This is a genomic window from Stenotrophomonas pictorum JCM 9942, assembly GCF_001431585.1.
Lineage (GTDB): Bacteria > Pseudomonadota > Gammaproteobacteria > Xanthomonadales > Xanthomonadaceae > Stenotrophomonas > Stenotrophomonas pictorum.
The window spans coordinates 13,223-38,056 of sequence record NZ_LLXS01000067.1; the positions used below are offsets into that span (position 1 = coordinate 13,223).

General features: G+C 66.2%; 26 protein-coding genes. 15 read left to right on the plus strand and 11 right to left on the minus strand.

Going from position 1 to position 24,834, the window contains the following annotated elements; translation table 11 throughout:
* Positions 1-288 precede the first annotated feature (288 nt).
* The 6 genes from ARC78_RS15445 (at position 289) to ARC78_RS15465 (ending at position 5,010) form a co-directional block, all read left to right on the plus strand.
* Complete coding sequence (locus ARC78_RS15445; protein ID WP_054660081.1) at positions 289-762, plus strand: DUF2244 domain-containing protein; 474 nt, start codon at positions 289-291, stop codon at positions 760-762.
* A 17-nt stretch (positions 763-779) separates the two neighbouring features.
* Positions 780-1,703, plus strand: a complete 924-nt coding sequence (gene coxB, locus ARC78_RS15450; RefSeq protein WP_057506603.1) for a cytochrome c oxidase subunit II — start codon at positions 780-782, stop codon at positions 1,701-1,703.
* Between the two features lie 65 nt (positions 1,704-1,768).
* Positions 1,769-3,379, plus strand: a complete 1,611-nt coding sequence (gene ctaD / locus ARC78_RS15455) for a cytochrome c oxidase subunit I (protein WP_054659884.1) — start codon at positions 1,769-1,771, stop codon at positions 3,377-3,379.
* Between the two features lie 14 nt (positions 3,380-3,393).
* Complete coding sequence (locus ARC78_RS17075) at positions 3,394-3,528, plus strand: hypothetical protein (RefSeq protein WP_275043996.1); 135 nt, start codon at positions 3,394-3,396, stop codon at positions 3,526-3,528.
* The gene (locus ARC78_RS15460; RefSeq protein WP_256202371.1) at positions 3,525-4,112 is read left to right on the plus strand and encodes a cytochrome c oxidase assembly protein; all 588 of its coding nucleotides are present in this window, start codon (positions 3,525-3,527) and stop codon (positions 4,110-4,112) included. The genes ARC78_RS17075 and ARC78_RS15460 overlap by 4 nt, the downstream gene beginning before the upstream one ends.
* Positions 4,113-4,134: 22 nt before the next feature.
* Entirely contained in the window at positions 4,135-5,010 is an 876-nt protein-coding gene (locus tag ARC78_RS15465; protein ID WP_054659888.1) for a cytochrome c oxidase subunit 3, read from the plus strand.
* A gap of 47 nt (positions 5,011-5,057) precedes the next feature.
* Here ARC78_RS15465 and ARC78_RS15470 read toward each other — a convergent pair whose 3' ends face one another.
* Complete coding sequence (locus ARC78_RS15470; protein ID WP_054659890.1) at positions 5,058-5,276, minus strand: twin transmembrane helix small protein; 219 nt, start codon at positions 5,274-5,276, stop codon at positions 5,058-5,060.
* A 57-nt stretch (positions 5,277-5,333) separates the two neighbouring features.
* On the opposite strand from ARC78_RS15470, the gene ARC78_RS15475 reads away from it, so the two are divergent.
* The 5 genes from ARC78_RS15475 to ARC78_RS15495 all read left to right on the plus strand — a co-directional run bounded on the left by ARC78_RS15475 (position 5,334) and on the right by ARC78_RS15495 (position 9,697).
* Positions 5,334-6,056, plus strand: a complete 723-nt coding sequence (locus ARC78_RS15475; protein ID WP_057506604.1) for an SURF1 family protein — start codon at positions 5,334-5,336, stop codon at positions 6,054-6,056.
* A 27-nt stretch (positions 6,057-6,083) separates the two neighbouring features.
* A complete protein-coding gene (locus tag ARC78_RS15480) occupies positions 6,084-6,659 on the plus strand; it encodes a hypothetical protein (RefSeq protein WP_083468491.1) in 576 nt (191 codons plus the stop codon).
* A 10-nt stretch (positions 6,660-6,669) separates the two neighbouring features.
* The gene (locus tag ARC78_RS15485; RefSeq protein WP_054659327.1) at positions 6,670-7,833 is read left to right on the plus strand and encodes a COX15/CtaA family protein; all 1,164 of its coding nucleotides are present in this window, start codon (positions 6,670-6,672) and stop codon (positions 7,831-7,833) included.
* A 4-nt stretch (positions 7,834-7,837) separates the two neighbouring features.
* On the plus strand, positions 7,838-8,731 hold the full coding sequence (cyoE, locus tag ARC78_RS15490; RefSeq protein ID WP_054659329.1) for a heme o synthase: 894 nt from the start codon (positions 7,838-7,840) through the stop codon (positions 8,729-8,731).
* A 156-nt stretch (positions 8,732-8,887) separates the two neighbouring features.
* Positions 8,888-9,697, plus strand: a complete 810-nt coding sequence (locus ARC78_RS15495) for a hypothetical protein (protein WP_054659331.1) — start codon at positions 8,888-8,890, stop codon at positions 9,695-9,697.
* 34 nt (positions 9,698-9,731) lie between these two features.
* Here the strand turns inward: ARC78_RS15495 and ARC78_RS15500 are convergent, their stop codons facing one another.
* From ARC78_RS15500 to rpsU, 6 genes are all read right to left on the minus strand, one after another.
* On the minus strand, positions 9,732-10,706 hold the full coding sequence (locus ARC78_RS15500; RefSeq protein WP_057506605.1) for a bile acid:sodium symporter family protein: 975 nt from the start codon (positions 10,704-10,706) through the stop codon (positions 9,732-9,734).
* A 53-nt stretch (positions 10,707-10,759) separates the two neighbouring features.
* Entirely contained in the window at positions 10,760-11,251 is a 492-nt protein-coding gene (locus ARC78_RS15505) for a protein tyrosine phosphatase family protein (protein ID WP_054659333.1), read from the minus strand.
* 21 nt (positions 11,252-11,272) lie between these two features.
* The gene (gene dnaG, locus ARC78_RS15510; protein WP_057506606.1) at positions 11,273-13,006 is read right to left on the minus strand and encodes a DNA primase; all 1,734 of its coding nucleotides are present in this window, start codon (positions 13,004-13,006) and stop codon (positions 11,273-11,275) included.
* 57 nt (positions 13,007-13,063) lie between these two features.
* On the minus strand, positions 13,064-13,960 hold the full coding sequence (locus ARC78_RS15515) for a YihY/virulence factor BrkB family protein (RefSeq protein ID WP_057506607.1): 897 nt from the start codon (positions 13,958-13,960) through the stop codon (positions 13,064-13,066).
* 252 nt (positions 13,961-14,212) lie between these two features.
* Entirely contained in the window at positions 14,213-14,659 is a 447-nt protein-coding gene (locus ARC78_RS15520; RefSeq protein WP_054659735.1) for a GatB/YqeY domain-containing protein, read from the minus strand.
* A 146-nt stretch (positions 14,660-14,805) separates the two neighbouring features.
* Positions 14,806-15,021, minus strand: coding sequence for a 30S ribosomal protein S21 (gene rpsU / locus ARC78_RS15525; protein WP_002808376.1), 216 nt, complete (start codon positions 15,019-15,021; stop codon positions 14,806-14,808).
* Between the two features lie 198 nt (positions 15,022-15,219).
* Here rpsU and tsaD point away from each other — a divergent pair, with 198 nt between their 5' ends.
* The 4 genes from tsaD (at position 15,220) to ARC78_RS15545 (ending at position 20,468) form a co-directional block, all read left to right on the plus strand.
* Complete coding sequence (gene tsaD, locus ARC78_RS15530) at positions 15,220-16,257, plus strand: tRNA (adenosine(37)-N6)-threonylcarbamoyltransferase complex transferase subunit TsaD (protein ID WP_057506608.1); 1,038 nt, start codon at positions 15,220-15,222, stop codon at positions 16,255-16,257.
* A 147-nt stretch (positions 16,258-16,404) separates the two neighbouring features.
* Positions 16,405-16,764 carry a dihydroneopterin aldolase gene (folB, locus tag ARC78_RS15535; protein WP_054660366.1) on the plus strand — a complete coding sequence of 120 codons (360 nt, stop codon included), beginning with the start codon at positions 16,405-16,407 and terminating at the stop codon, positions 16,762-16,764.
* Between the two features lie 148 nt (positions 16,765-16,912).
* Entirely contained in the window at positions 16,913-18,175 is a 1,263-nt protein-coding gene (locus ARC78_RS15540; protein WP_054660368.1) for a mechanosensitive ion channel family protein, read from the plus strand.
* A gap of 115 nt (positions 18,176-18,290) precedes the next feature.
* On the plus strand, positions 18,291-20,468 hold the full coding sequence (locus tag ARC78_RS15545) for a glycoside hydrolase family 3 N-terminal domain-containing protein (RefSeq protein WP_057506609.1): 2,178 nt from the start codon (positions 18,291-18,293) through the stop codon (positions 20,466-20,468).
* Between the two features lie 59 nt (positions 20,469-20,527).
* Here ARC78_RS15545 and ARC78_RS15550 read toward each other — a convergent pair whose 3' ends face one another.
* From ARC78_RS15550 to ARC78_RS15565, 4 genes are all read right to left on the minus strand, one after another.
* A complete protein-coding gene (locus tag ARC78_RS15550; protein WP_054659686.1) occupies positions 20,528-21,691 on the minus strand; it encodes a PQQ-dependent sugar dehydrogenase in 1,164 nt (387 codons plus the stop codon).
* A gap of 81 nt (positions 21,692-21,772) precedes the next feature.
* On the minus strand, positions 21,773-23,053 hold the full coding sequence (locus ARC78_RS15555) for a dicarboxylate/amino acid:cation symporter (protein WP_054659683.1): 1,281 nt from the start codon (positions 23,051-23,053) through the stop codon (positions 21,773-21,775).
* A complete protein-coding gene (locus ARC78_RS15560) occupies positions 23,050-23,823 on the minus strand; it encodes a L,D-transpeptidase family protein (protein ID WP_057506619.1) in 774 nt (257 codons plus the stop codon). Before ARC78_RS15560 ends, ARC78_RS15555 begins: the two co-directional genes overlap by 4 nt.
* Positions 23,824-23,840: 17 nt before the next feature.
* The gene (locus ARC78_RS15565; RefSeq protein ID WP_057506610.1) at positions 23,841-24,689 is read right to left on the minus strand and encodes a MurR/RpiR family transcriptional regulator; all 849 of its coding nucleotides are present in this window, start codon (positions 24,687-24,689) and stop codon (positions 23,841-23,843) included.
* Between the last annotated feature and the right edge of the window lie 145 nt (positions 24,690-24,834).

Below are 24,834 nucleotides of genomic sequence, written 5' to 3' on the forward strand. Positions count from 1 at the left end.
TGACCACAGTGGGATTTGACCATTTTAATCGGATACAGGCTTTTTCCCAGTGCCTCAGGGCGCTGCAACGGAGCTGTAAACCACTGGTATCAGGCGGATTGGGCGGCTTTCACGGGTTTTACGTTATTTGTGCCGATTCCGTCATTTTTTATGACGGGCTTGAAGGGGTTTTCCGGGGATCCGTGTGTGCAATGCAGCATTCGCAACGATGATGAATGCAAGCTTGCCGGGGGGATTGGGCACGGCTACCATCCAGATCGTTATCCGCGGTATGGACGCGGTTGCGACATGATCCAGGTGCTTCGGTCAGTTTCCGATGGCTCACATGCGCAGCTGGTGCTGCATCCCCCACGGGCGCTTACGGCCCGGCAGTTCGTCCAGTTGTTCGCCGCGTTGGCAGGACTGATGTGGTTCACGGCCAGCCTGGCTTGGTGGTCCGGTAACCGCCTCGCTCCGGCTTTCGCGCTGTTGCACAGCTTTCTGGTGGGCGTGGCGTTGCGTGCGGTCTGGCGCAGCGGCGAGCGCCGGGAAGAGATCCGGGTAGGACCGGACTGCGTGGAGGTCCTCCTCGCGGCCGGGAGTTCACCGGTATTCCGCGCGCACCCTTACTGGGTCCGCGTGGTTGCCGAGAAGGAACGGGTCCTGCTGGTTTCCAGCGGCAGGCGGGTCGAAGTGGGGAGTTTCCTCGCACCCGCCGAACGTCGGGAACTTGCGGTGACACTTGAAGGCTTGCTCGCAACCGGCAACGGCTGCAACCGATGACGTCAAGGGTCTAGGCAATGAAGCAAAGCAGCAGGTGGGGTGGGGCGTTGAAATCCGCATTGGTCGTTGCCGCCGCGGGGCTGGCGACCTCAAGCGCGTGGGCGCAATCGGCCGATCCCGCGCCATGGCAGCTCAACATGGGCAAGGGGGTTACCCATACCGCGCAGATGGCGTGGGAAGCCCACATGGTCGCGCTGTGGGTATGCGCGGTGATCGGCGTCCTGGTGTTTGCGGCGATGGCCTACGCCATTTTCAAGTTCCGCAAGTCAAAAGGGGCGGTGGCGGCGCAGTTCTCGCACAACACCAAGGCCGAGATCATCTGGACCGTCATTCCCATCATCATCCTGGTGGTGATGGCTTGGCCGGCCACCGCCAAACTGATCGCCATGTACGACTACCGCGACTCGGAAATGACGGTAAAAATCACCGGCTACCAGTGGATGTGGAAGTACGAATATCTCGGCGAGGATGTGGCCTTCACCAGCCGCATGGACCGCAAATCCGACCAGATCCGCCAGAGCGGTGCGGTGCCGACGATGGTCACCGATCCGCACTATCTGCTGGAGGTGGACAACCCGCTGGTGCTTCCGGTGGACACCAAGGTGCGTTTCGTCATCACTTCCGATGACGTGGTGCACGCCTGGTGGGTGCCGGCACTGGGCTGGAAGCAGGACGCGGTGCCGGGCTTCATCAATGAGCGCTGGACCAATATCGAACGCGAAGGCGTCTACCGCGGCCAGTGCGCCGAGCTGTGCGGCAAGGATCATGGCTTCATGCCGATCGTGGTCAAGGCCGTGTCCAAAGACGAATTCAAATCCTGGCTGGCCGCGCGCAAGCCGGCTGCCGCGACGCCGGAGGTCCCCGCGCCCGCCCCGGCCGTGCCCGAGACCGCCCCGGCGCAACCCGAAGCCGCGCTCGCGCCAACAGCCAGCGGTGCCTGATATTCCAGCGTGCCGGCGTGACGGCCGGCGCGATGCCTGAAAACGGATAACGAGGTGTAGTTGCAATGGCGAATTCCGCAGTCGAGCACTCCGATCACCACGGGCACCAACAGGGCTTTTTCGAACGCTGGTTCTTCTCCACCAACCACAAAGACATCGGCACGCTGTATCTGCTTTTCAGCTTCCTGATGTTCATCGTCGGCGCGGCGATGAGTGTGGTGATCCGCATGGAGCTGGCGCAGCCCGGGCTGCAGTACGTCAAGCCGGAATTCTTCAACCAGATGACCACCGTGCACGCGCTGGTGATGATCTTCGGCGGCGTGATGCCGGCCTTCGTCGGCCTGGCCAACTGGATGATCCCGCTGCAGATCGGCGCGCCGGACATGGCGCTGCCGCGCATGAACAACTGGTCGTTCTGGCTGCTGCCGGTGGCCTTCACGTTGCTGTTGCTGACGCTGTTCCTGCCGGGCGGCGCGCCGGCCGGCGGCTGGACCATGTACCCGCCGCTGTCGTTGCAGGGTGGCTACAACGTCGCCTTCAGCGTGTTCGCCATCCACGTCGCCGGTGTCAGCTCGATCATGGGCGCGATCAACATCATCGCCACCGTGCTGAACATGCGCGCACCGGGCATCGACCTGCTGAAGATGCCGATCTTCTGCTGGACCTGGCTGATCACCGCGTTCCTGCTGATCGCGGTGATGCCGGTGCTGGCCGGAGCGGTGACGATGCTGCTGACCGACAAGTTCTTCGGCACCAGCTTCTTCAATGCCGCCGGTGGTGGCGACCCGGTGATGTACCAGCACATCTTCTGGTTCTTCGGCCATCCGGAGGTCTACATCATGATCCTGCCGGCGTTCGGTGTGGTCAGCGAGATCCTCCCCACCTTCAGCCGCAAGCCGCTGTTCGGTTACCAGGCCATGGTCTACGCGACCGCGGCGATCGCGTTCCTGTCGTTCATCGTGTGGGCGCACCACATGTTCACGGTGGGCATGCCGCTGGGGGGCGAGATCTACTTCATGTTCGCCACGATGCTGATCTCGATTCCGACCGGGGTGAAGGTGTTCAACTGGGTCAGCACGATGTGGGAAGGCTCGCTGACTTTCGAGACACCGATGCTGTTCTCCATCGCCTTCGTGATCCTGTTCACCATTGGCGGTTTTTCCGGCCTGATGCTGGCCATCGTGCCGGCCGACTTCCAGTACCACGACACCTATTTCGTGGTGGCGCACTTCCACTACGTGCTGGTCACCGGCGCGGTGCTGGCGCTGATCGCCGCGGTCTACTACTGGTGGCCGAAGTGGACCGGCCGCATGTACAACGAGTTCTGGGGCAAGGTGCATTTCTGGTGGACGATGGTGTTCGTCAACCTGCTGTTCTTCCCGCAGCACTTCCTTGGCCTGGCGGGCATGCCGCGCCGTATCCCCGACTACAACCCGGTGTTCGCCGACTGGAACCTGGTCAGCTCGATCGGTGCGTTCGGCATGTTCGTCACCCCGTTCCTGATGGCGGCGATCCTGCTGAGCTCGCTGCGCAACGGCAAACGCGCCGAGGCCCGGGCGTGGGAAAGCGCGCGCGGACTGGAGTGGACGCTGCCGTCGCCGGCACCGGCGCATACCTTCACCGTGCCACCGGTCATCAAGCCGGGCGATCTGGCCCACGATGACGTCACCCACTGAAACAGGGGAAACAGATGGACCCTCGCCCATTGCAACCTGAGGAGCTGGCGCTGCGTCGCCGCCGCTCGCGCCGCACCGCGCTGGTGGTGGGGCTGTTGGCGGTGGCGATCTACGCCGGTTTCATCCTTTCCGGCGTTCTGGCGCATTGACCACGCCCGCGCCCAAACCCGAGCGCAATGCCGGCATGGGCCGGCTGATTGGCGTGGCATTGGCGGTGTTTGTGCTGACCTTCTCGCTGGTGCCGCTGTACCGTATCGCCTGCGAGAAGGTGTTCGGCGTGCGGCTGGAGCGCGGTGCGAGCCCGCCGGCGGCGGCCTCGGCCGGCACCAGCAAACGCACGGTGCGGGTGGAGTTCGATGGCGGGGTCAATTCCAAGCTGCCGTGGGCCTTCCATCCGGAACGGCTGACGATGGATGTGGTGCCGGGCGAATTGAACGAGGCGCTGTACTTTGCCCGCAACGACAGCGATCGCGCGCTGGTCGGTAGCGCGGTGCCGTCGGTGGCGCCGGCACGGGCGTCGGGCTACTTCAACAAGACCGAATGTTTCTGTTTCACCGCGCAGACCTTGCAGGCCGGGGAAAAGCGCGACATGCCGGTGCGTTTCATCGTTGATCCGGACCTGCCGGCCGACGTCAAAACGATCACCTTGTCCTACACGTTCTTCAAGAATGATGCGCTGACAGAGCAGCTGGTTTCGGCCTCGGCCGCGACCGCTGCGCATGCGGCCCCCTAGATCACGGACCCGGAAGCAAGCCATGGCCCACAACACCTCTGATGCCAATGTCTACTTCGTGCCGAGCCACAGCAAGTGGCCCTTCGTCGGCTCGATTTCCATGCTGGTGATGATGGTGGGAGTGGCCAGCTGGTTGAACGACGCCGGCTGGGGGCGTTGGACCTTCTTCGCCGGGGTGGCGATGATGGTTTTCACCCTGTTTTTGTGGTTCGGCGATGTCATCCGCGAGTCGGTGGCCGGGCGCTACAACCACCAGGTCGATGGCTCGTTCCGGATGGGAATGGTGTGGTTCATCTTCTCCGAGGTGATGTTCTTCGGCGCGTTCTTCGGTGCGCTGTTCTACACCCGCCAGATGGGCCTGCCGTGGCTGGGCGGTGAAGGTCACGGGGTGATGACCAACGAACTGCTGTGGGACGGCTATTCGGCGGCGTGGCCGACCAATGGCCCCGGCGATATCGGCGGGGCGTTCCAGACCATTCCGGCGTGGGGGCTGCCGCTGCTCAATACGCTGATACTGCTGAGTTCGGGCATCACGCTGACCATTGCCCACCACGCGCTCAAGGCCGGTAGACGCAAGCAGCTGTTGCTGTGGCTGGGCGCGACGGTGGTGCTGGGTTGCGTGTTCCTGTTCTTCCAGGCCGAGGAATACATCCACGCCTACAAGGAGCTGAATCTGACCCTGGGCTCGGGTATCTACGGCTCCACCTTCTTCCTGCTCACCGGTTTCCATGGCGCGCATGTGGCGCTGGGCACGATCATGCTGGCGGTGATGTGGCTGCGTGCGGCCAAGGGCCACTTCAGCCGCGACAACCACTTCGGTTTCGAAGCGGCGGCGTGGTACTGGCACTTCGTCGATGTGGTGTGGCTGATGCTGTTCCTGTTCGTCTACGTGCTGTAGGCGATGCGCCGGCCGCGTCGCATCGGGCAACGCGGCCGTGGCCGGACTCAGCCGCCGACTCCGTGCGGCTTGATCCAGCCGCTGTAGATGCCAAGGACCACCAGCAGGATCAGCGCCACCGACAGGGCGATGCGCCGGGTCAACGCGTTGACCGTGCGCTTGGTCTGGCCGCGATCGATCATCAGGTAGTAGAGGCCGGCCCCCAGATTCCAGACGATGACGATCAAGAACGCGATTACCAGCAGGGTCTTCAGCGAATCATTCATGCGCGGCTCGGCGGGTGGGAAGTCCCCGCTATATCACCTGCTCGCGGCCGGCTTGTCATGACGCGACAGCACACGGTCTTTTCCGGATGGGTGCTCGCCTTCGCCGTGGCGGCGGTGTTCATGGTGCTGGGCAGTTGGCAGCTGCAACGCATGCACGAAAAGCAACACTTGCTGGCGCAACTGCCGTCGGCAAGCGCCAGCACGGTGACGCTGGCCGAGGCGGTGCGCTCGCCCGATGCCCTGCACTGGATAGAGGATCGATTGCGGTTTGTTCCGGGCACGGTGTTGCTGGACAACCAGTTGCGCGAGGGCCGCGCCGGCATCAAGGTGTACCAGGCCGCGCGGGCGGAGCTTGGTCCGGCGGTGCTGGTCGATCTGGGCTGGCTGCCGCTGCCGGCCGATCGCGCGCTGCCCCCGTTGTCCGGCCAGCAGGGCACGCACGCGCTGCGCGGGCTGTGGGCGCCCGCGCCGGCTGCCGGAATCGCACTGGGGCCAGCCCTGGTGCCGGCGACGCAGCCGCAGACCTGGCTGGCTACCCGTATCGATCTGCCCGCCATTGCCGCCCAGCTGGGATTGGAGCAGGTGCCGCTCGCGCCGCGGGTGCTGCGGCTGGATCCGGCGCTGCCGCTGGGCTATGCGCGGGATCTGGACCTGCTGCCCAACACCTTGCCGCCCTCGCGTCACCTCGGCTATGCGGTGCAATGGTTCGCCATGGCGCTGACGGTGCTGCTGATCGCCACGCTGTTGCATGTGCGTCGGCGTCTGGCGCGCAGGCGCTGAACCCCCTCACATGGGAAGATGCCCGGCATGAATGCTCTGACCCCCGACCAGCTCGCCATACGCAATCGTGGTCGCCGCGTGCTGTTGCTGATTTTTGCGATGTTCTTCGGTTCGATGGCACTGGCCGGGATCCTGCGCTTTTCCGGCTGGACCCCGCAGATCAACCGCCATCATGGGCAGATGCTGCAACCGGCGCTGGATCTGCGCAGCGAGCGCCTGCAGCTGGTCGACGGCACTGCCTATGAATGGAATCCGGGCCAGCGCCATTGGCGCATCCTGCTGGCCCCTCCCCGTGGCTGCGCCCCGGCCTGCGTCACTTTGTCGCAGCAGTTGGACAAGGTGTGGCAGTTGTTCGGCCATAACGCCGATAATGTCGAGATACTGTGGCTGGGCACGCCGCCGGAGCAGGTGGCAGCCACTCCGGCACTGAAAGTGCTGCAGCCCCAGCCTGCGTTCCGGGCCAAACTGCCGGGGGTCGATGACCCGGCCGGTATCCCGGTGTATGTGATTGATCCCAATGGCTTTGTGGTACTCCGCTATGCGCCGGGTTTTGAGCCGGGTGGATTGCGGGCTGATCTATCCAAGCTGTTGAAACTGATGTGAGTCCCGTTCGATGAATGCCTCCGCGCGTCCGGCGCTGTACCGCAATTTCCACCGCCTGGCGTGGTTCGCGCTGATCATGACCGCCAGCACCATCATGTTCGGCTCGTTCGTGCGGCTGTCCGATGCCGGCCTGAGTTGCCCGGACTGGCCGACCTGCTATGGCCGCGTCACCTGGCCGCAGACACAGATGGAAGCGGCCCAGCACGTGGCCAGCGAGATCCGTCCGCTGGAAACCCACAAGGCATGGCTTGAGCAGGTGCACCGCTTCCTGGCCGGTCTGCTGGGCGTGGAAGTGTTGACCCTGGCGCTGCTGGCGGCACGCCGGCGCAAGCGCGGCCTCGCGCAGATCATCACCGCTTCGGCGCTGGTGGCGTTGGCGATACCGCTGTATATGCGCGGCGAACATGTGGCTTCCAGCATCCTGGCCATCGGCGGTGAAGCGATTCTGCTGCTGGCGGCGCTGCGCTGGTCCAACATCGATCTGGCCCGCGCGGCGGTACTGACCCTGGCGGTGGTGGTATTCCAGGCGCTGCTGGGCATGTGGACGGTCACCTGGCTGCTCAAGCCGATCGTGGTGATGGGCCACCTGCTGGGCGGCATGCTGATGTTCGGCATGCTGGTATGGATGGCGTGGAAAGCCACCCACCTGCCGATCACGCTGGCCGAGGCGCCGCGCCTGCGCTGGTGGCTGCGCGCGGCGGTGGTGCTGGTGGCGCTGCAGATCGCGCTTGGCGGTTGGGTCAGTGCCAATTACGCGGCGCTGGCCTGTGGCGGCGGCAGTGCCTCGCTGGACAATTTTCCGCGCTGCGTCAGCCAATGGTGGCCGCAGCAGAACTACAGCGAAGGTTTCACCCTGTGGCGTGGCATCGGCGTGGACTACGAAGGCGGCGTGCTCGACGGCGCCTCGCGTATCGCCATCCAGATGGCGCACCGGATGATGGCTGTGGTGGTGGCGCTGTACCTGTTGGTGCTGTCGGTGCGGCTGTTCCGCCTGCCGGGCATGCGCGGCTGGGCGACCACGCTGGGCGCGCTGATCGTGCTGCAGGTCACGCTGGGTATTCTCAACGTCAAGCTGTCGTTGCCGCTGACGGTGGCGGTGATGCACAACGGTGGTGCGGTCGCCTTGTTGTTCGTACTGGTCACGCTGCTGGCGCGGCTGCGCGCGCCGGAGTGATGGCATGACTACAACCTGGCGCGATTACTGGGATCTGACCAAGCCCAAGGTGGTGGCCCTGATCGTGTTCACCGCGCTGGTGGGCATGTTCCTGGCGGTCCCGGCGTTGCCGACCATCGAACAGGTGCTGTCCGGCGCGCTGGGTTTCCTGGGCATCTGGCTGGCGGCGGCCGCGGCGGCGGCGATCAACCAGTTGCTGGATGCGCGTATCGATGCGCAGATGGCGCGCACCTCGTGGCGCCCGCTGGTGGTGGGCAAGGTCTCGCCGCGCCAGGTGCTGGTGTTCGCCGGTGCGCTCACCGCGTTGTCGATGACCATCCTGGTGCTGTGGGTGAACGTGATCACCGCGGTGCTGACCTTCGCCTCGCTGATCGGCTATGCGGTGATCTACACCGTGTATCTGAAGCGGGCGACCTCGCAGAACATCGTCATCGGCGGCCTGGCCGGCGCCACCCCGCCGCTGCTGGGCTGGGCGGCGATCACCGGCATGCAGGGCAGTTCCGACTGGGCCCATGCCCTGCTGCTGGTGCTGATCATCTTCATCTGGACCCCGCCGCACTTCTGGGCGCTGGCGATCTTCCGTCGCGCCGACTACGCCAAGGCCGATGTGCCGATGCTGCCGGTCACCCACGGCGTGCCGCACACGCGCAGGCAGATCCTGGTGTACTCGGTGGTGCTGGCGGTGGTGACCCTGCTGCCGGTGGCCATCGGCATGAGCGGCATGTTCTACCTGGGCGGTGCCACCGTGTTGAACCTGGTGTTCCTGTGGTACGCATGGAAGATGCAGAACCCGCCGGATGAGATGTTCAACATGAAGATGTTCGGCTACTCCATCGTCTACCTGATGGCGCTGTTCGCTTTCCTGCTGGTCGATCACTGGCTGCTGCCGTGGCTGTGATCCCGGGCTGATGCGCCACGTATCGTTCGGCTGTTTCTGACCGCTGAACGGCACGTCAGCATCGGTTGGGGGCACATGCGGCCTGGCCATGCCTTGAATTTGGCTGGCGCAACCGCCATCGCTTCTTCGACCCTTGATGGAACGAAGGACGCACGGATGCAGCTCTGGACCCGCGTGATGGCCGCGCTGCTGTTGACCGCGGGGCTGGTCACGACGGCGCGCGCCGATGAAACCGCCATGCAGATACGCCAGCACGCCGGCGAGCATCGGCTGCTGGTACTGGGTGAATATCACGGTACGCGCGAGACGCCATTGCTGGTACGGCAGCTGGTCGATGACTACAGCCGCGATGGCACGCCGGTGGTGCTGGCGCTGGAACTGCCGCGCAGCGAGGACGCGGCGTTGGCGGCCTATCTCGCTTCCGAAGGTGATGCCGATGCGATGACAGCCCTGCGCTCAGGGCGCTACTGGAGCGTGATCGGCGACCGCCACGACGGTCGGCGGAGCCACGACATGCTGGAGCTGATCGAAGCGGTGCGCGCGCTGCGGGTGCAAGGCCGTGCGGTGCAGGTGATCGGCTATGACCTTGTGGTCAGCACGCGCGGCAACCAGGTCCGCGATGACGCCATGGCGGCCAGACTCCGGCAGGTTTATGCGCGCATGCCGGGAAATGCGCGGATGCTGGTACTCACCGGCAATGTGCATGCCATGCGCCAGCGCCCGGCAGACGCACCACCGGATATGCAGTTGCGGCCGCTGGCCACCACGCTGGCCGATCTGGATCTGTACAGCGTGCGGCTGGACGCGCGCAAAGGCAGTATCTGGGGATGTCTGCCGGATACCTGCAAATCGTTGCCGCTGCGCGATAGACCTGGCCGGGAGCTGCGCGTGAGTACCGAACCCGGCCGCCAGTACGATCTGTGGGTGTGGATGCCGGAGTTGAGCGTAGGACGGTTGCTGAAATGAGACCGCGGGGACGCGCGGACGTCGTCCCCGGCCGCTACTGCCCGTTCTGTCTGGCGTAGCGCTGCGCGATCAGCGCGCAGACGATCAGCTGCAGCTGGTGGTAGATCATGATCGGCAGCACGATCGCGCCGAGGCTGCCGCCGGCGAACAGCACCTTGGCGATCGGCACGCCGGTGGCCAGGCTCTTCTTCGAACCGCAGAACACGATGGGGATCTCGTCGTAACGGCTGAAGCCCAGGCGCCGTGACAGCCAGGTGATGCCGGGCATGGCGATGGCCAGCAGCACCACCGAGACCAGCGCGGCAGTCAGCAGGGACAGCGCCGGCGTCTTGTGCCACAGCCCCTCGTTGACCGATTCGCCGAAGGCGGCATACACCACCAGCAAGACCGTGCCCTGGTCGGTGTAGCGCAGCAACGCGCGCTGTTTCTCCACCCAGCCGGCGATCCATGGTCGCAGCAGATGGCCGGTGACGAACGGCACCAGCAGCTGCAGCATGATCATGCCCACGGCGTGCAGCGGATTGGCGATGCCGCCTTCGGCGCCGGTGAGCAGGGTCATCAGCAAGGGGGTGAGGAACACGCCGAGGATGCTCGACAGCGAGGCTGCGCATACCGCCGCCGGCACATTGCCGCCGGCCATCGAGGTGAAGGCGATCGAGGACTGCACGGTGGACGGCAGCGCGCACAGGAACAGCACGCCGATAAACAGTTCCGGTGTGAGCGCCCAGCCGGCCAGGGGCTTGAACGCCAGCCCGAGCAGTGGAAACAGCAGGAAGGTGCAGCCCAGGATGACCAGATGCAGGCGCCAGTGCAGCATCCCGGCGAGGATGGATTCACGTGGCAGGCGCGCGCCATGCAGGAAAAACAGCGCCGCGATGGCCAGATCGGTGAGGTGGTCCAGCCCGGTGGCTGCGGCGCCGGTCATCGGTGCGACAGTGGCAAGCGCGACCGTGGCCAGCAGGGCAAGGGTGAAGTTGTCCGGTCGCAGGCGCGACCACCAGTGCATCATCGGCAAGAGCCTCCTTTCAGGTGGATGATCAGGTGGATGAATGGCGCGCCCGCTCAGGGCGTGGGCGTCTCCAGCGTGGTGCGTACGACCGGTGCCAGCGAGGTCAGGCCGGCCGCACGGCCGCGCTGGAGGGCGTCATCGATGGAGGCGCCATGGGTGCGGGCCTCGATCAGCGCCAGCAGCGCGCCGGCGCGATTGGCCGACGCACAATGCAGCAGGGTCTTGCCGTCGCCCTGCTTGAGCAGGCGATCGAGCGTGCGCGCGTTGGCTTCGGTGATGTCGGTCGCGCCGCTGATCGGCAGGCGCACGTAGCGCAGTCCCAGCTGGGCCGCCAGGGCGGCTTCGTCATAGCCGCGATCCTCCTCCGGCCCGCGCAGGTCGATGACCGTGGTGACGCCGGTTGCGGCCGCCTCACGCAGCTGCTGCGCGCTGGGTTGGCCGGCGGTGATCAGGTCCGGGCGCGGCTGATGCAGGGGCGTGTCAGCGGCGAAAGCGCTGACGCAGAGCATCAGCGTAAGCAGCAATGGCAGGCGGTGGATGTGCATGCAGATGTTTCCTTGCCGATGTCAGAGGCGCAGGCTGGCGCGGGTTTTTAGCAGTTCGCGCAGTTCGTATTTGTCGGTGTCGTCCAGCCCCTGCTGGCGCTGCTTGGCCTGCAGTTCATCCAGCCGCTGCTGCAGCAGCTGCTTTTCCAGCTGGATCACCGCGTCCTGCAGTTCCTGCCCCCAGCTGGCCTCATCGCCGGGCAACACCTGTGCCGCCAGCTTGTGCAGGGCGGCCTGCTCCTCACGGTCGTTGAAGTGCTCCAGCAGCGCACCGGTGCTGATGTCCGGGCGTTGCTGCACCAGCTCCAGCAGCTCCAGCAGCAGCTCGATGCCGGGCAGGCGCAGGCCGGCAAAGGCGTGGTGGCCTTCCAGATTCATCGCCAGCGAGGGTTGCTGCAGCAGGATCGCGATGGCCGCGCGCACCAGGCTGCGCTTCTGCACCGGCACCGTGTTGCGCGCGGCAGGACGCGGGGCGGCGGGCATGGCGCCGGAGGTGCTGCCGATACCGGTCAGGCGCGCGAGTTCCTGTTTCATCAGGTCGGCAAAAGCGCCATCGGGAATCTGCGCCAGCATCGGCCGCGCGCGCTCGGCCAGGCGTGCCTTGCCGTCGAGCGTGCCCAGGTTGATCTCGCGGGTCAGCTCGTCGAAGAAGAACTGCGACAGCGGCGTGGCCTGTTTCAGGCGCGTATCAAAGCCCGCGGCGCCTTCCTTGCGCACGATGCTGTCCGGGTCCTCGCCATCGGGCAGGAACAGGAAGAACGCCTGACGGCCGTCCTTCATGCGGGGCAATACCGATTCCAGTGCGCGCCAGCCGGCACGGCGCCCGGCGGCGTCCCCGTCGAAGCAGAAATACACATCCGGCGCGTTGCGGAACAGCAGCTCGGCATGGTCCGGCGTGGTTGCCGTGCCCAGCGTCGCCACCGCCTGGGTGACGCCGAACTGGAACAGGCTGACCACATCCATGTAGCCCTCGACCACGATCAGCCGCTCAATCTTCTGGTTGGCCTGGCGCACCTGCCACAGGCCGTACAGCTCGCGCCCCTTGTGGAACAGCGCGGTCTCGGGGGAGTTGAGGTACTTGGGGCCGTCGTCCTTCTCGAACACGCGCCCGCCGAAGGCGATGACGCGGCCGCGGCGGTCGAAGATCGGGAACATCACCCGGTCGCGGAACTTGTCGTAGACGTGGCCGCGGTCGTTCTTGGAGAACAGGCCGACGCGCTCGAGCAGCTTCATGCGCCGCTCGTCCTTGCCCAGCGCATCCTTCAGCGCGCTGTAGCCGTCCGGTGCGTAGCCGATGGCGAAGCGGGTGCGGGTGTCGGCGTCCACGCCGCGGCCATCCAGATAGGCGCGGGCCTTGTCGCTGCTTTCCAGCTGCTTCTGGAAGAAACGGCTGGCCGCATCCAGCGCCGAGTACTGGTCGCGGCTGTCGTCCTGCTGCTGCGCGGTGCGCGCACTGGTTTCGCGCGGGATTTCCATGCCCACACGCTTGGCCAGTTCCTCCACCGCATCGAGAAACTCGAGGCGGTCGTAATTCATCAGAAAGCTGATCGCGGTGCCGTGCGCGCCGCAACCGAAGCAGTGATAGAACTGCTTGGTCGGTGAAACGGTGAACGAGGCCGAGCGCTCGTCATGGAACGGGCAGCGCGCCGCGTACTCCTTGCCCTGGCGCTTGAGCGGCACGCGTGTGCCGACCACCTCGACAATGTCGGTGCGGGCGAGCAGGTCGTCGATGAAGGCGTCGGGAAGTCTGGCCATGCGGCGAAAGAACACACCACCGTAAGGCGGTCATGGCAAAAGAGTGATGCAAGTGTACTAGGGTGCGGTGGCCCCGGCAGGCGCGGTGGCACTGCTGCGCGCGACATGGGCGCGTTCGTCGATCACCGCGGTGATCAGCGCACCGGCGAAGAACACCACGCTGGCGTAGTAGACCCAGACCAGCATGATCACCAGTGCGCCCATCGAGCCGTAGGCACTGCCGGGCGCGGTATTGGCCAGGTACAGGCCGATCGCGTAGCGGCCAAAGGTGAACAGCGCCGAGGTGATGGCGCCGCCGAGAAAGGCCTGGCGCCAGTCGACCGGGCGGTCGGGCAGGTAGTGGTAGAGGAAGGCAAAGCCCAGCGCGTACAGCAGCAGCGTCGTGGTGTAGCCCACCGCCGGCAGCAACGAGGGCAATTGAGCGAAGACCACCTGCAGCGCGGTGGTGGCGACCATCGAGACGATCAGCAGAAAGCCCAGCGCCAGCACCACGCCGGCGGAGAACACGCGTTTCTTCAGCCAGCCGGCAAAGCCGTCAAAGCGGGTCGAATCGGTACGGAAAATCAGGTTCAGTGCCGCCTGCAGCTGCGCGAACACGACGGTGGCGCCGATCAACAGCAAAGCCAGGCTCCAGATCCCGGCCAGCGAGCCCAGATCGGGCTGGGCGCGGGCATTGGCGATCACGGTCTGCGCCACCGCGGCCACGCTGGGCCCGGCCAGCGACACGATCTGATCGATCAGCGCCTGCTGCGCGGGCGGATACAGCGAGGCGGTCAGCCACAACAGCAGTATCAGCAGCGGGGCCAGTGACAGCAGGGTGTAGAACGCCAGCGAGGCGGCCTGGGTCATCACATCGGTGTCGATGAAGCGACGTACCAATGCGGCCGGCAGGCTCTGCTGCAGCCGCTCCAGGCGGGATTTGAAGGTGTGCAAAGCGGGGCGGCTCGCTGGCATCGGTGGTCTCGGCTGAAGGCAGGGCGTTGTTCTAGCAAAACCGGGCGTGGGCCGGGATGAAACGAGGGTGCCGGGCGTGGTGTTGGGGATTGCGTGGCGTTGCCGCCGTAGGGGCGGGAAGGCAGGTTCCGGAGCGTGCTTCATGTTCCCTGCCGAGGGCTCCGGAGCGTTGTGCTGGCGGGTCTGCGGCAGTTGCGCAAACGACAAGGCCCGCGTTGGCGGGCCTTGTCGGGACAGCGCGGGCGGGCCGGTTCAGCCGGCAAAGGCCTGCTTGACCAGCTTGGACACCAGGCCCATATCGGCCTGGCCGGCCAGCTTGGGCTTGAGCACGCCCATCAGCTTGCCCATGTCGGCGGCGCTGCTGGCGCCGGTTTCGGCGATGGCGGCGGTGATGGCGGTCTGGATCTCGGCCTCGCCCATCTTCGCCGGCACGTAGCGCTCGATCACCCCGATCTCGTCGCGCTCGATGGCGGCAAGGTCTTCACGGTTGGCGGCTTCGAACTGGGTCACCGAGTCCTTGCGCTGCTTGACCATCTTGTCGAGCACGGCGATCACCGCGGCGTCGTCCAGCTCGATGCGCTCGTCCACTTCCCGCTGCTTGATGGCCGCGTTGATCAGGCGGATCACGCCCAGGGAGTGCTTGTCGCCGGCCTTCATGGCGGCTTTCATGTCATCGGTCAGCTGTTGCTTCAGGCTCATGGATCACCTCGTTGCGGGATCGGGAATACGGTGAGGCGCTGGGAATAGTCAAGCGCCGCGAACGCGAAAAGCCGGCCACGCTTGCGCGTGCCGGCTTTTACTCCAGGACGGAAGGCCAGAGCCCCCCGTTCAGGAGTCACGTACGATCAGTACAGCCGCTGACGCTTGGTAACGTCACGCGAGGAACGACGCAGCTGGCGCTTCACGGCAGCAGCAGCCTTGCGCTTGCGTTCCTGGGTCGGCTTTTCATAGAACTCGCGCTTGCGGGTTTCGGCCAGCACACCGGCCTTTTCGCAAGTGCGCTTGAAGCGGCGGAGAGCAAACTCGAAGGGCTCGTTCTCGCGGACTTTAACGCTGGGCATGGAATCTCCGGGACACAATGAAACCGGGTCACGCCCGGCGAGCCGCGCATTATATCGGCTTTGGCGAGCCATGCAAGAGGGCAGGGCCAAGCAGGTCATCCGCCTACGCGCGGCCAGTGGCTGCAAGCCCGCCACTGCAAGGCTGCGGGCGGATCTTGATGCATCGCCAAGACCTCCGCGCAGGTCCACAATAGTGGCATGAAAGTTCTCGGTATTGAATCATCCTGCGATGAGACCGGCGTGGCGGTGTACGACACCGGCCTGTCCGGTGCGGCGGCGCTGCGCGCCCATGCGGTCTACAGCCAGATCGCGCTGCACGCTGAATACGGTGGAGTGGTGCCGGAGCTGGCCAGCCGCGACCACGTCCGCAAGACCCTGCCGCTGATCCGGCAGACCCTGGACGAGGCCGGCATCGCCATGTCCGAGATCGACGGGGTGGCCTACACGGCTGGGCCCGGTCTGGTCGGCGCGCTGCTGGTGGGTGCCGGGGTGGCACGCGCGCTGGCCTGGGGACTGGACGTGCCGGCCATCGGCGTACACCACATGGAAGGGCACCTGCTGGCGCCGCTGATGGAGGATGATCCGCCGGAGCCGCCGTTCGTGGCGCTGCTGGTGTCCGGTGGCCATACCCAGCTGATCGCGGTCGACGCGATCGGCAGGTACCGCCTGCTCGGCGAAACCCTGGACGATGCCGCCGGTGAGGCCTTCGACAAGACCGCCAAATTGATGGGTCTGCCGTATCCGGGCGGGCCGCAGCTGGCCCGGCTGGCCGAGACCGGTACGCCCGGGCGTTACAAGTTCGCCCGTCCGATGACCGATCGCCCGGGGCTGGATTTCAGTTTTTCCGGTCTCAAGACCCAGGTGTTGCTGGCCTGGCGCGACAGTGACCAGAGTGAGCAGACCCGTGCCGACATCGCGCGTGGTTTCGAGGATGCGGTGGTCGACACGCTGGCCATCAAGTGCGGACGTGCGCTGGATGCGGCCGGCTGCGATGTGCTGGTGGTCGCTGGCGGTGTCGGCGCCAACAAGCGGTTGCGCGCCAAGCTGCAGGATGCGGCGCAGCGCCGTGGCGGCCGGGTGTGTTTCCCGCGTCCGGCGCTGTGCACCGACAACGGCGCGATGATCGCCTTTGCCGGTGCCCTGCGCCTGCAGGCCGGCCAGCACAGTCCGGCCGAGATCAAGGTCACTCCGCGCTGGGATATGGCCACGCTGCCGCCGCTGCACGCCGGCACCTGAGCAACGCTGCGGCACAGATGGCCGCCTTCCCGATGAAGGCGGCCAATGGGCACGAAAACCCGCGTATTTGGCCAAGTGCCGTCAGCATCCACCGCAGACTCAGCAAGCTGCCGTTACCATGGCCATTCATTCACTGCGACGGATGCAATGGACAAGGTATTCATCGAAGGGCTGGAAATCGACGCCCTGATCGGCATCTACGACTGGGAGCGGCGTATCCGCCAGACGCTGGTGTTCGATCTGGAAATGGGCTTTGACAACCGCAAGCCTGCCGCCAGCGACGACATCGTCGACACGCTCAACTACAAGGCTGTGAGCAAGCGCCTGATGGAGTTCGTGCGCGCCTCCGATTTCGGCCTGGTGGAAACACTGGCCGAGCGTTGCGCGCAGATCGTGCTGGACGAGTTCAACGTGCACTGGCTGCGGTTGAAGCTGAGCAAGCCCGGTGCGGTGCGTGGCGCTCGCGCGGTCGGGGTGATCATCGAGCGCACGCGCGCGGCGGACTGAAATCCCGCCTGACTTTGCCACGTCCGGCGGTGGGCCGGGCGCGGCAGCGGCACGCCCTCCTTCTGATCGCCACCCGCGACGGCCCGGCCCATCCGCGGCGGGGGCTGGAGGTGCGTTGCTGCAATCCCAACAAGAGGAACAACACGCGATGGCGGTAATCGGAATCCGTTGGCTGGACCAGTTGGAAAACCTGCTGGCGCCGTATCCCATGGCCTATCCGGCGGTGGTGCTGGTGGCCCTGCTGCTTCTGGCCTGGCTGGCCAACTTTCTCACCAAGCACATCCTGCTGCGTGGTCTGCGCAAGGTGATCGAGCGCTTCTCCGGCCCGCAGCACAGCGCCCATCACTCGCTGCGGGTGGTCGCCCGCCTGGCCAATATCGTGCCTTCGGTGGTGATTGCCGTCGGCCTGGCGATCGTGCCGGAACTGCCACCGGGACTGGTCAAGGGCCTGCAGGCCCTGGCGCACTCGTGGACCGTGCTGACCATCGCGTTGGCGGTGTCGCATGCCCTGGATGCGTTCAACGCGTTCTACGAGCGCCGCGCCGATGCGCGCAACAAGCCGATCAAGGGCTTTCTGCAGGTGGCCAAGATCGTGGTGTTCGTGTTGGCCGGGCTGTCGATCGTGGCCACGCTGGCGGGAGTGAAGCTGCTGCACGTGATCACCGGCCTGGGCGCGGCCACGGCGGTGTTCATGCTGATCTTCCAGGACACCATCCTGTCGCTGGTGGCCAGCGTGCAGATCAGCGGCGATGGCCGGGTTCGGATCGGCGACTGGATCGAGATGCCCAGCCAGAACGCCGATGGCGACGTGATCGACATCGCCCTGCACACCGTCACCGTGCAGAACTTCGACAAGACCGTCACCACCATCCCGACCAAGAAGCTGGTCACCGAGTCGTTCAAGAACTGGCGCGGGATGCAGGAGTCGGGCGGGCGCCGGATCAAGCGTTCGCTGTATCTGGACCAGCACAGCGTGCGGTTTCTCGATGCGCCGGGGCTGGAGCGGCTGGGCCAGTTCCACCTGCTCGACGACTACCTGGCCAGCAAGCAGCAGGAGCTGGGGCAGTGGAACGCGCAACTGGCCGCGCAGCACCCGGAGCCGGTCAACGCGCGCCGCTTGACCAACCTGGGCACGTTCCGCGCGTATATCGAGCGCTATCTGCGCAGCCATCCGGACATCAGGCAGGACATGACGCTGCTGGTCCGCCAGCTGGCGCCCACCCCGCAGGGTCTGCCGCTGGAGATCTACTGCTTTGCGCCCACCGAGTGGGCAACCTACGAACGTACCCAGTCCGATGTGTTCGACCACCTGCTGGCGATCCTGCCGGAGTTCGGTCTGCGGGTGTTCCAGGAGTCCAGCGACGCGATGTTGATGAGTGTGCGTGAGCAGCGCATAGCGCCGCGGGACTGAACAAGGCCGGTGTCGCCAGGCCGGCCGGTGGCCTGCAGGTCCGCGCTGGCCCGGCGCTTAACATGCGCGGCGCTAGAATCCGCGCTTTGCAGCTGTCTTGCCCAAAGGACTTCCGGTGGCCTCGGACCGTATCGAATCGCTGATCGCGCGCATGACCGTGGAGGAAAAGGTCGGGCAGCTGGGGGTGTTCGCCGACATGGTCCGTCCGTTCGCGCCGGACGTGAACCCGGAGGCGAACGTGCGCAACGCCGAGCAGGTGCTCGAGCAGGTGCGCGCCGGCCGGGTCGGCTCGCTGTTCAACGGTGTCGGCGTTGAAGCCGGGCGCCGCATCCAGCAGGTCGCGGTGGAGCAGAGCCGGCTCGGCATTCCGGTGATCCTGGCCGCCGACGTGATCCACGGCATGCGCACGGTGTTTCCGATCCCGCTGGGCGAAGCGGCCAGCTTCGAACCGGAGCTGGCCCGCCGCACCGCCCGCGCCACGGCGGTCGAAGCCACAGCGGCAGGTATCCACTGGACCTATGCGCCGGCAGTGGATATCGCCCGCGACCAGCGCTGGGGCCGCGGTGCCGAGGGCGCGGGCGAGGATGTGGTGCTGGGCTGCGCCTTCGCCGCGGCGCGGGTGCGCGGCTTCCAGGGCGAGGACCTGCGGGCGGATGACGCACTGCTGGCCACGCCCAAGCATTTTGCCGCCTACGGCGCGGTGGCGGGCGGCATGGAATACGCGCAGGTGGATATCTCGCCGCAGACCCTGCGCGATGTGCACCTGCCGCCGTTCAAGGCGGCGTTCGACGCAGGCGCGCTGGCGGTCATGAGTGCGTTCAACGACATCAATGGCGTGCCGGCCAGCGCCAACCACGCGTTGCTGACGGGTATTTTGCGGCAGGAGTGGGGGTTTCCCGGAGTGGTGGTGTCCGATTACACCGCCGACATGGAACTGGTTGCGCACGGCTACGCCGCCGATGAGCGCGATGCCACCGCCAAGGCGTTTCTGGCCGGGCTCGACCTGAGCATGCAGAGCGGCTTCTATGCCGAACACCTGCCGGCGCTGGTCGAAAGCGGGCAGGTGCCGATGGCGCTGCTGGATGAATCGGTGCGGCGGATGCTGCAGCTGAAAGAAGCCATTGGCCTGTTCGATGATCCGTACCGCTCGCTGGACCCGCTGCGCGAAGCCGATGGTTCCCCCGTCGCCGCCCACGACGCGCTGTCGCGCGAGGCAGCGCGGCGTTCGATCGTGCTGCTGAAAAATGACCGCGGCCTGCTGCCGCTGCGCACGCGCGGGCAGAAGATCGCGCTGATCGGCCCGTTCGGTCCGGACCGCGACAACATTGAAGGCTGCTGGACGCTGTTCGGCGACAAGACGCGCTATGTGCCGTTGGACAGCGGGCTGCGGGCGCAGCTCGAAGACCCTGCGTCGCTGGAAGTCGTGGCCGGTTGTGCGCTGGAGGCCCCGTTGCCCGGCGGCATCGAGCAGGCGGTGGCCGCGGCCCTGCGCACCGACGTGGTGGTACTGGCGCTGGGCGAGCCGCAGCAGTACAGCGGCGAGGCGCAGTCGCGGGTGGAGATCACCTTGCCGCCGGCGCAGCAGGCGCTGGCCGAGGCGGTGGCGATGACCGGCAAGCCGCTGGTGGTGCTGCTGCGCAACGGCCGCGCACTGGCGCTGCAGGGCGCGGTCCGCGATGCGCAGGCGATCGCGGTGAGCTGGTATCTGGGGACGCAGACCGGGCATGCGGTGGCCGATGTGCTGTTTGGCCGCTACAACCCCTCGGCGCGTTTGCCGGTCAGTTTTCCGCAGGTCTCCGGACAGCAGCCGTTCTACTACAACCACCCCCGGACCGGTCGCCCGGAACTGCCGAGCATGTCCGAGTTCAAGGCGCGCTGGCGCGAAATTCCCAATGCACCGCTGTATGCCTTCGGCCATGGCCTCAGTTACACCACCTTCGCCTACGGTTCGCCGCAGTTGAGTGCGCCGCAGCTGGAGTGGAATGGCCAATTGCGGATCACCACCCGGGTCACCAATACCGGCAGCGTGGCCGGCGAGGAAGTGGTGCAGCTGTATGTGCATGACCGCGTCGCCAGCCGCGTGCGCCCGGTGCGCGAGTTGAAGGCGTTCACCAAGATCGCGCTGGCGCCGGGCCAGTCGCAGTCGGTGACGTTCCACCTGGACCGCCAGCAACTGGCGTTCACCGGTGTGGATGGCCAGTTCCGTGCCGAATCGGGATTGTTCGATGTGTGGGTATGCGCCTCCTCCGTCAGTGGCGAGGCGGTGACGTTCGAGCTGCTGGCGCCGCCCTGAGGCGGCAATCCAGGCCGTGACGCATGCGCCACCGGACCGGCGGCGCATGCGCAGGCGGCTCAGCCGGCCTTGGGCGTGAGTTTGAGCAGCCGGCCGCCCTGGCCATCCTTCTGATCTTCCAGCAGCCAGATGGCGCCGTCCGGGCCCTGCTCCACTTCGCGGATCCGCTGGCCCATGTCGAAGCGTTCGGCTTCGCGGGCCTTCTCGCCATCAAAGGCCACCCGCACCAGCGACTTGGACGAGAGCCCGCCGATGAAGCCGCTGCCCTGCCACTGCGGGAACAGCGCACCGTTGTAGATGATGAAACCGGCCGGTGAGATCACCTGCCGCCAGGTCACTACCGGGGCGATGAATTCCGGGCGGGTGTCATGGTCGGGAATATCGCGACCGTCGTAGTGGTCGCCGTTGGAGACGATGGGATAGCCATAGTTGCCGCCGCGCTGGATCAGGTTCAGCTCATCACCGCCCCTGGGGCCCATCTCGTGTTCCCACAGTCTGCCGTTGGCATCGAATGCCAGGCCCAGCGCATTGCGATGGCCCAGTGACCATACCTGGTCGGCCGGCGCGCCCTGGGCCACGAACGGATTGTCCGCGGGAATGCCGCCATCGTCATTGAGGCGGATGATCTTGCCCAGATTGGCCTTCATGTCCTGGGCCGGATCGAACTTCTGCCGTTCGCTGGAGCTGATCCACAACTTGCCATCCGGACCAAACGCCAGACGATGGCCGTAGTGGCCGCCGCCACTGACTTTCGGGGTCTGTCGCCAGACAACCTGCGCCTCGCGCAGTTGTCCGCCGCCGTCGGCATCGAGCACCAGTTTGGCGCGTGCCACCGCCGCGCCGCGGGTGTCGCCATCGCCTTCCTCGGCGTAGCTGTAGTAGACCAGCCCGTTGCCGGCGAACTGCGGATGCGCGACCACATCGCCGAAACCGCCCTGGCCGCCATAGGCCACGGCCGGTGTGCCGCTCACCACGCCGCGGTTGCCGCTGGCAGGGTCGAAATGGATCAGCTTGCCGCCCTTCTCGGTGATGAGCAGGCTGCCGTCAGGCAGGAACGTCATTGCCCACGGCTCGCGGAAGCGGGCGACGTCGGTGACGGCGAAGGGCCAGTGCGCGGCTTTCACCGCCGTGTCCGCAGCGGGATCGGGTGCGGCGGCGCAGGCGCTGGTGAACAGGATCGGTGCCAGAGCCAGGGTCATGGCCAGCAGCGTGGAACGGGGCATGGGGATCTCCAGTGGCGGGAAGCGATGTCCAGGGGCGTGTTGTACCGCATGTCGGGGCGCCGTGTCGGCGCCCCGCCTCGCTCAGCTTTCCGCGGCCGCTTGGGGATCTGCTGGCGTGTGCCTGGCGACGATGCCGGTGGCAGTGACGCCGCCGGTGGCGTTGCCGATGGTGCAGAACACATCGGGGATGGTGTCTACCGCCAGCAGCACGCCCAGCGGTTCCACCGGCAGCCCCAGGCTCTGGGTGATGGGCAGGTTGTTGGTCATGAAATTGGCCTGGCCGGGCAGGCCGGTGGAGCCCATGCTGATCGCCGCGGCCAGCAGCACCGCCACGGCGTACTGCGAGGCGTGCACGTCGATGCCATACAGCCAGGCGATGAAACTGGCCACGGCGATGTACTGCGCCGGGCTGGTGATGCGGAACAGCGACACCGCCATCGGCAGCACCAGCGAGGTGAGCCCGGCCGGATAGCCCAGCCGGTTGCGCGCGCTGTCGATCATGGCCGGCAGCGAGGCCAGTGACGACTGCGTGCTGCCGGCAATCACCTGCACCGGCACCAGCGCACGGGCAAAGCGGCCGAACGGCTCGCCGGCGGCGAAGCGGGCCACCACGTACAGCAGCAGGGTGATCAGGATGTAGATCACGCACATCAGCACGATGTAGTAGCCCAGCACGCCGAGGATGCTCATGCCCACTTCGGCGCAGACCACGAACACCAGCGCGAACACGCCGACCGGTGCGGCCCACAGCACCCAGCGCACGATGGTGATCATGGTGTCGGCGATGATGCGGATGATGTCCAGGATGCGGTCGCGGCGCTCCGGTTCCTGGCGGCTCAATGCAAAGCCGAAGAACATCGCAAAGGCCACCAGCGGCAGCATCGCGCTGGAGGCGGCCGCCGCCAGCGCGTTGCTGGGGATCAAGGAGCTGATCCACTGCGCGGCGCTGGGCGGGGTGGCCGTAGTGGTGGGCGAACGCAGCGCGTCGCGGAAGGCCTGGATGTTGTCGGCATCGCGCGGCAGCAGATCCAGCAACGCCGGCGTGATGACCGCGGAGAACGCGGCCGAGCCCACCAGCAGGACCAGGAACACGATGATCGCGTTGCGCGCGGTACGGCCGGAGGCGGCGGCATTGCTGGCGGTGTTGACGCCGACGATCACCAGTGCGGTGACCAGCGGCACCACGGTCATCTGCAGGGCGTTGAGCCACAGCCGGCCGATCGGGCGCAGCACATCGGCAATCCGCAGTGCCAGTGCCGGGTCATAGGCGGTCAGCGACAGACCCACGATTGCGGCGATCAGCAGCGCGATCAGCACCTTGACCGGGGCCGAGAGGGTGAAGCGGCGTGCGGGCGTGCTCAATGTGCGGTCTCCACCAGCGCCGGCAGGCCCCAGCTGGACTGCAGGCGCCCGTATTCGGCGTGCGGCAACAGCACAAACAGTGGGGTGGCGTCAGGCGTGAGCCAGGCCAGAAGATCGCTCATCTGCCGGGGTGCCATCGCGGTGCAGCCGGCGGTGGCTTCGCCCGGGGTGCGCCACAGGTGCGCGAAGATACAGCTGCCCTGTCCGGCCACGTTGCCCGGGTTGTGCTCGATGACGAAACCTTCGCGGTAGCGCACATCGCCGTTGTTGTGCAGGTCCAGGCGCATCGCCTCGGTGGAGCCTTTCACCGCCCCGGTGCCGACCTTGGCGGCATCGACGATGCGGTTGTACAGCGGCGAAGCCGGCACATCCATGCAGTAACTGGTGGCCAGCATCGGCTGGTAGGGCAGTGCGGTGCCGAGATGACCGGCATAACCGAACGCCGGGCCGATGGTGAAGATGCCGGCCGGGCTGCGGCCGTCGCCCTCGCGCTTCTGCGGGCCGCCGTTCTGTGGCGGATGCAGGCCGATACCCCAGGCGCTGCCGCTGCTGCCCAGGGCCACCTCGAAACCGGTGCCGTGCGCCTGCCAGCCGTTCTCCGTGCGCTCGAATGCCTGCAACTGGCCGGAGGATGCTTCCCATGAGGGGGCGGTGACCACGATCAGCTGGCGGGCGTTGTCCAGCGGCGTGGCACTGGCGTTCGATGCAAGTCCCACGCAGGCCAGCGCGGACAGCAGCCACCGGGTAGTGGAACGGAACAGAAAAGACATGGCGGCGGCTCCGGTCATCAGTTGTCGATCAGTTGCTGGATGCGTTCCTGGTTCAATGCCAGCTGCCGCTGGCGGTCCGGATTGGACTGGCACAGCAGCACGAACACGAAATCCAGCAGGTACTGCAGCGAGCAACGGTACAGCAGCTGCGCGATCTGCGGCTGCGGGTCGTGCGCGCAGATCGCCAGCGCCGCATCGGCATGCGCGCGCAGCGGGTTGGCGGTATGGCGGGTGATCGACACCACCTTGCCGCCGACCTCCTGGAACTGGCGCGACAGTTGCCACAGCTGCGGCAGCTTGCCGAACTCGGAGAACACCAGCATCACATCGCCCGCGCGCGCGGCCGACAGATTGGCGGTCATCAAAATCGGATCGGCGTGCTGCACGGTGAGGATGCCCAGCAGCGACAGCCGCATCGCGAACTCGCGCGCGTACAGGCCGTCGTCGCCCAGACCATAGATGAAGACCTTCGGTGCGGTATCGATCAGTGCGATCACCGCTTCCACATCGGCCTGCGGATTGGCCGCCATGGTTTCCTCTTCGGCGCCGGCCTTGGCGCGGCGCAGGGTCTCGGCCGCCAGCAGATAGCCGCCGGCCTGCTCCTCGGGCGGCCAGCGCGTGCTCTCGCCGTTGCCGGCCGCCGCCACCGCGGCACCGACCGAATACTTCAGGTCCGGGTAGCCCTTGAAGCCCAGCTTCTGGCTGAACTTGACCACGCTGGACTGGCTGATATCCAGCGCATTGGCCAGCTGCTGCGAGGAGTAGTCGCGCAGCAGGTGGGCGTTGTCGAGGATGAAATCGGCGATGCGACGTTCGATCGCCGACATGTGTTCGCGTTCTGCGCGGATTTTCAGCAGCGGGGCCATGAGCGATCGGCGGTTGGGCTGGGGGCGACTCTACGGGATTGCGGCCGGCCGTGGCGCCTCATGGCGATGAGGGGAACGCCGCCGCGGGCAGACCGTGGTCCGCAGACGGCAGCGGCAACCGGAGAGAGAACGGTTGCCGCTGCCA

Coding starts and splice junctions, on each gene's coding strand:
- ARC78_RS15495 (WP_054659331.1), top strand. CDS start 8,888: ATGCAGCTCTGGACCCGCGTGATGGCCGCGCTGCTGTTGACCGCGGGG.
- ARC78_RS15505 (WP_054659333.1), bottom strand. CDS start 11,251: ATGCACATCCACCGCCTGCCATTGCTGCTTACGCTGATGCTCTGCGTC.
- ARC78_RS15565 (WP_057506610.1), bottom strand. CDS start 24,689: ATGGCCCCGCTGCTGAAAATCCGCGCAGAACGCGAACACATGTCGGCG.
- dnaG (WP_057506606.1), bottom strand. CDS start 13,006: ATGGCCAGACTTCCCGACGCCTTCATCGACGACCTGCTCGCCCGCACC.
- ARC78_RS15480 (WP_083468491.1), top strand. CDS start 6,084: ATGAATGCTCTGACCCCCGACCAGCTCGCCATACGCAATCGTGGTCGC.
- ARC78_RS15445 (WP_054660081.1), top strand. CDS start 289: ATGATCCAGGTGCTTCGGTCAGTTTCCGATGGCTCACATGCGCAGCTG.
- tsaD (WP_057506608.1), top strand. CDS start 15,220: ATGAAAGTTCTCGGTATTGAATCATCCTGCGATGAGACCGGCGTGGCG.
- ARC78_RS15485 (WP_054659327.1), top strand. CDS start 6,670: ATGAATGCCTCCGCGCGTCCGGCGCTGTACCGCAATTTCCACCGCCTG.
- ARC78_RS15550 (WP_054659686.1), bottom strand. CDS start 21,691: ATGCCCCGTTCCACGCTGCTGGCCATGACCCTGGCTCTGGCACCGATC.
- ARC78_RS15520 (WP_054659735.1), bottom strand. CDS start 14,659: ATGAGCCTGAAGCAACAGCTGACCGATGACATGAAAGCCGCCATGAAG.
- ARC78_RS15515 (WP_057506607.1), bottom strand. CDS start 13,960: ATGCCAGCGAGCCGCCCCGCTTTGCACACCTTCAAATCCCGCCTGGAG.
- ctaD (WP_054659884.1), top strand. CDS start 1,769: ATGGCGAATTCCGCAGTCGAGCACTCCGATCACCACGGGCACCAACAG.
- cyoE (WP_054659329.1), top strand. CDS start 7,838: ATGACTACAACCTGGCGCGATTACTGGGATCTGACCAAGCCCAAGGTG.
- ARC78_RS15465 (WP_054659888.1), top strand. CDS start 4,135: ATGGCCCACAACACCTCTGATGCCAATGTCTACTTCGTGCCGAGCCAC.
- folB (WP_054660366.1), top strand. CDS start 16,405: ATGGACAAGGTATTCATCGAAGGGCTGGAAATCGACGCCCTGATCGGC.
- ARC78_RS15500 (WP_057506605.1), bottom strand. CDS start 10,706: ATGATGCACTGGTGGTCGCGCCTGCGACCGGACAACTTCACCCTTGCC.
- rpsU (WP_002808376.1), bottom strand. CDS start 15,021: ATGCCCAGCGTTAAAGTCCGCGAGAACGAGCCCTTCGAGTTTGCTCTC.
- ARC78_RS17075 (WP_275043996.1), top strand. CDS start 3,394: ATGGACCCTCGCCCATTGCAACCTGAGGAGCTGGCGCTGCGTCGCCGC.
- ARC78_RS15470 (WP_054659890.1), bottom strand. CDS start 5,276: ATGAATGATTCGCTGAAGACCCTGCTGGTAATCGCGTTCTTGATCGTC.
- ARC78_RS15540 (WP_054660368.1), top strand. CDS start 16,913: ATGGCGGTAATCGGAATCCGTTGGCTGGACCAGTTGGAAAACCTGCTG.
- ARC78_RS15475 (WP_057506604.1), top strand. CDS start 5,334: ATGACGCGACAGCACACGGTCTTTTCCGGATGGGTGCTCGCCTTCGCC.
- ARC78_RS15560 (WP_057506619.1), bottom strand. CDS start 23,823: ATGTCTTTTCTGTTCCGTTCCACTACCCGGTGGCTGCTGTCCGCGCTG.
- coxB (WP_057506603.1), top strand. CDS start 780: ATGAAGCAAAGCAGCAGGTGGGGTGGGGCGTTGAAATCCGCATTGGTC.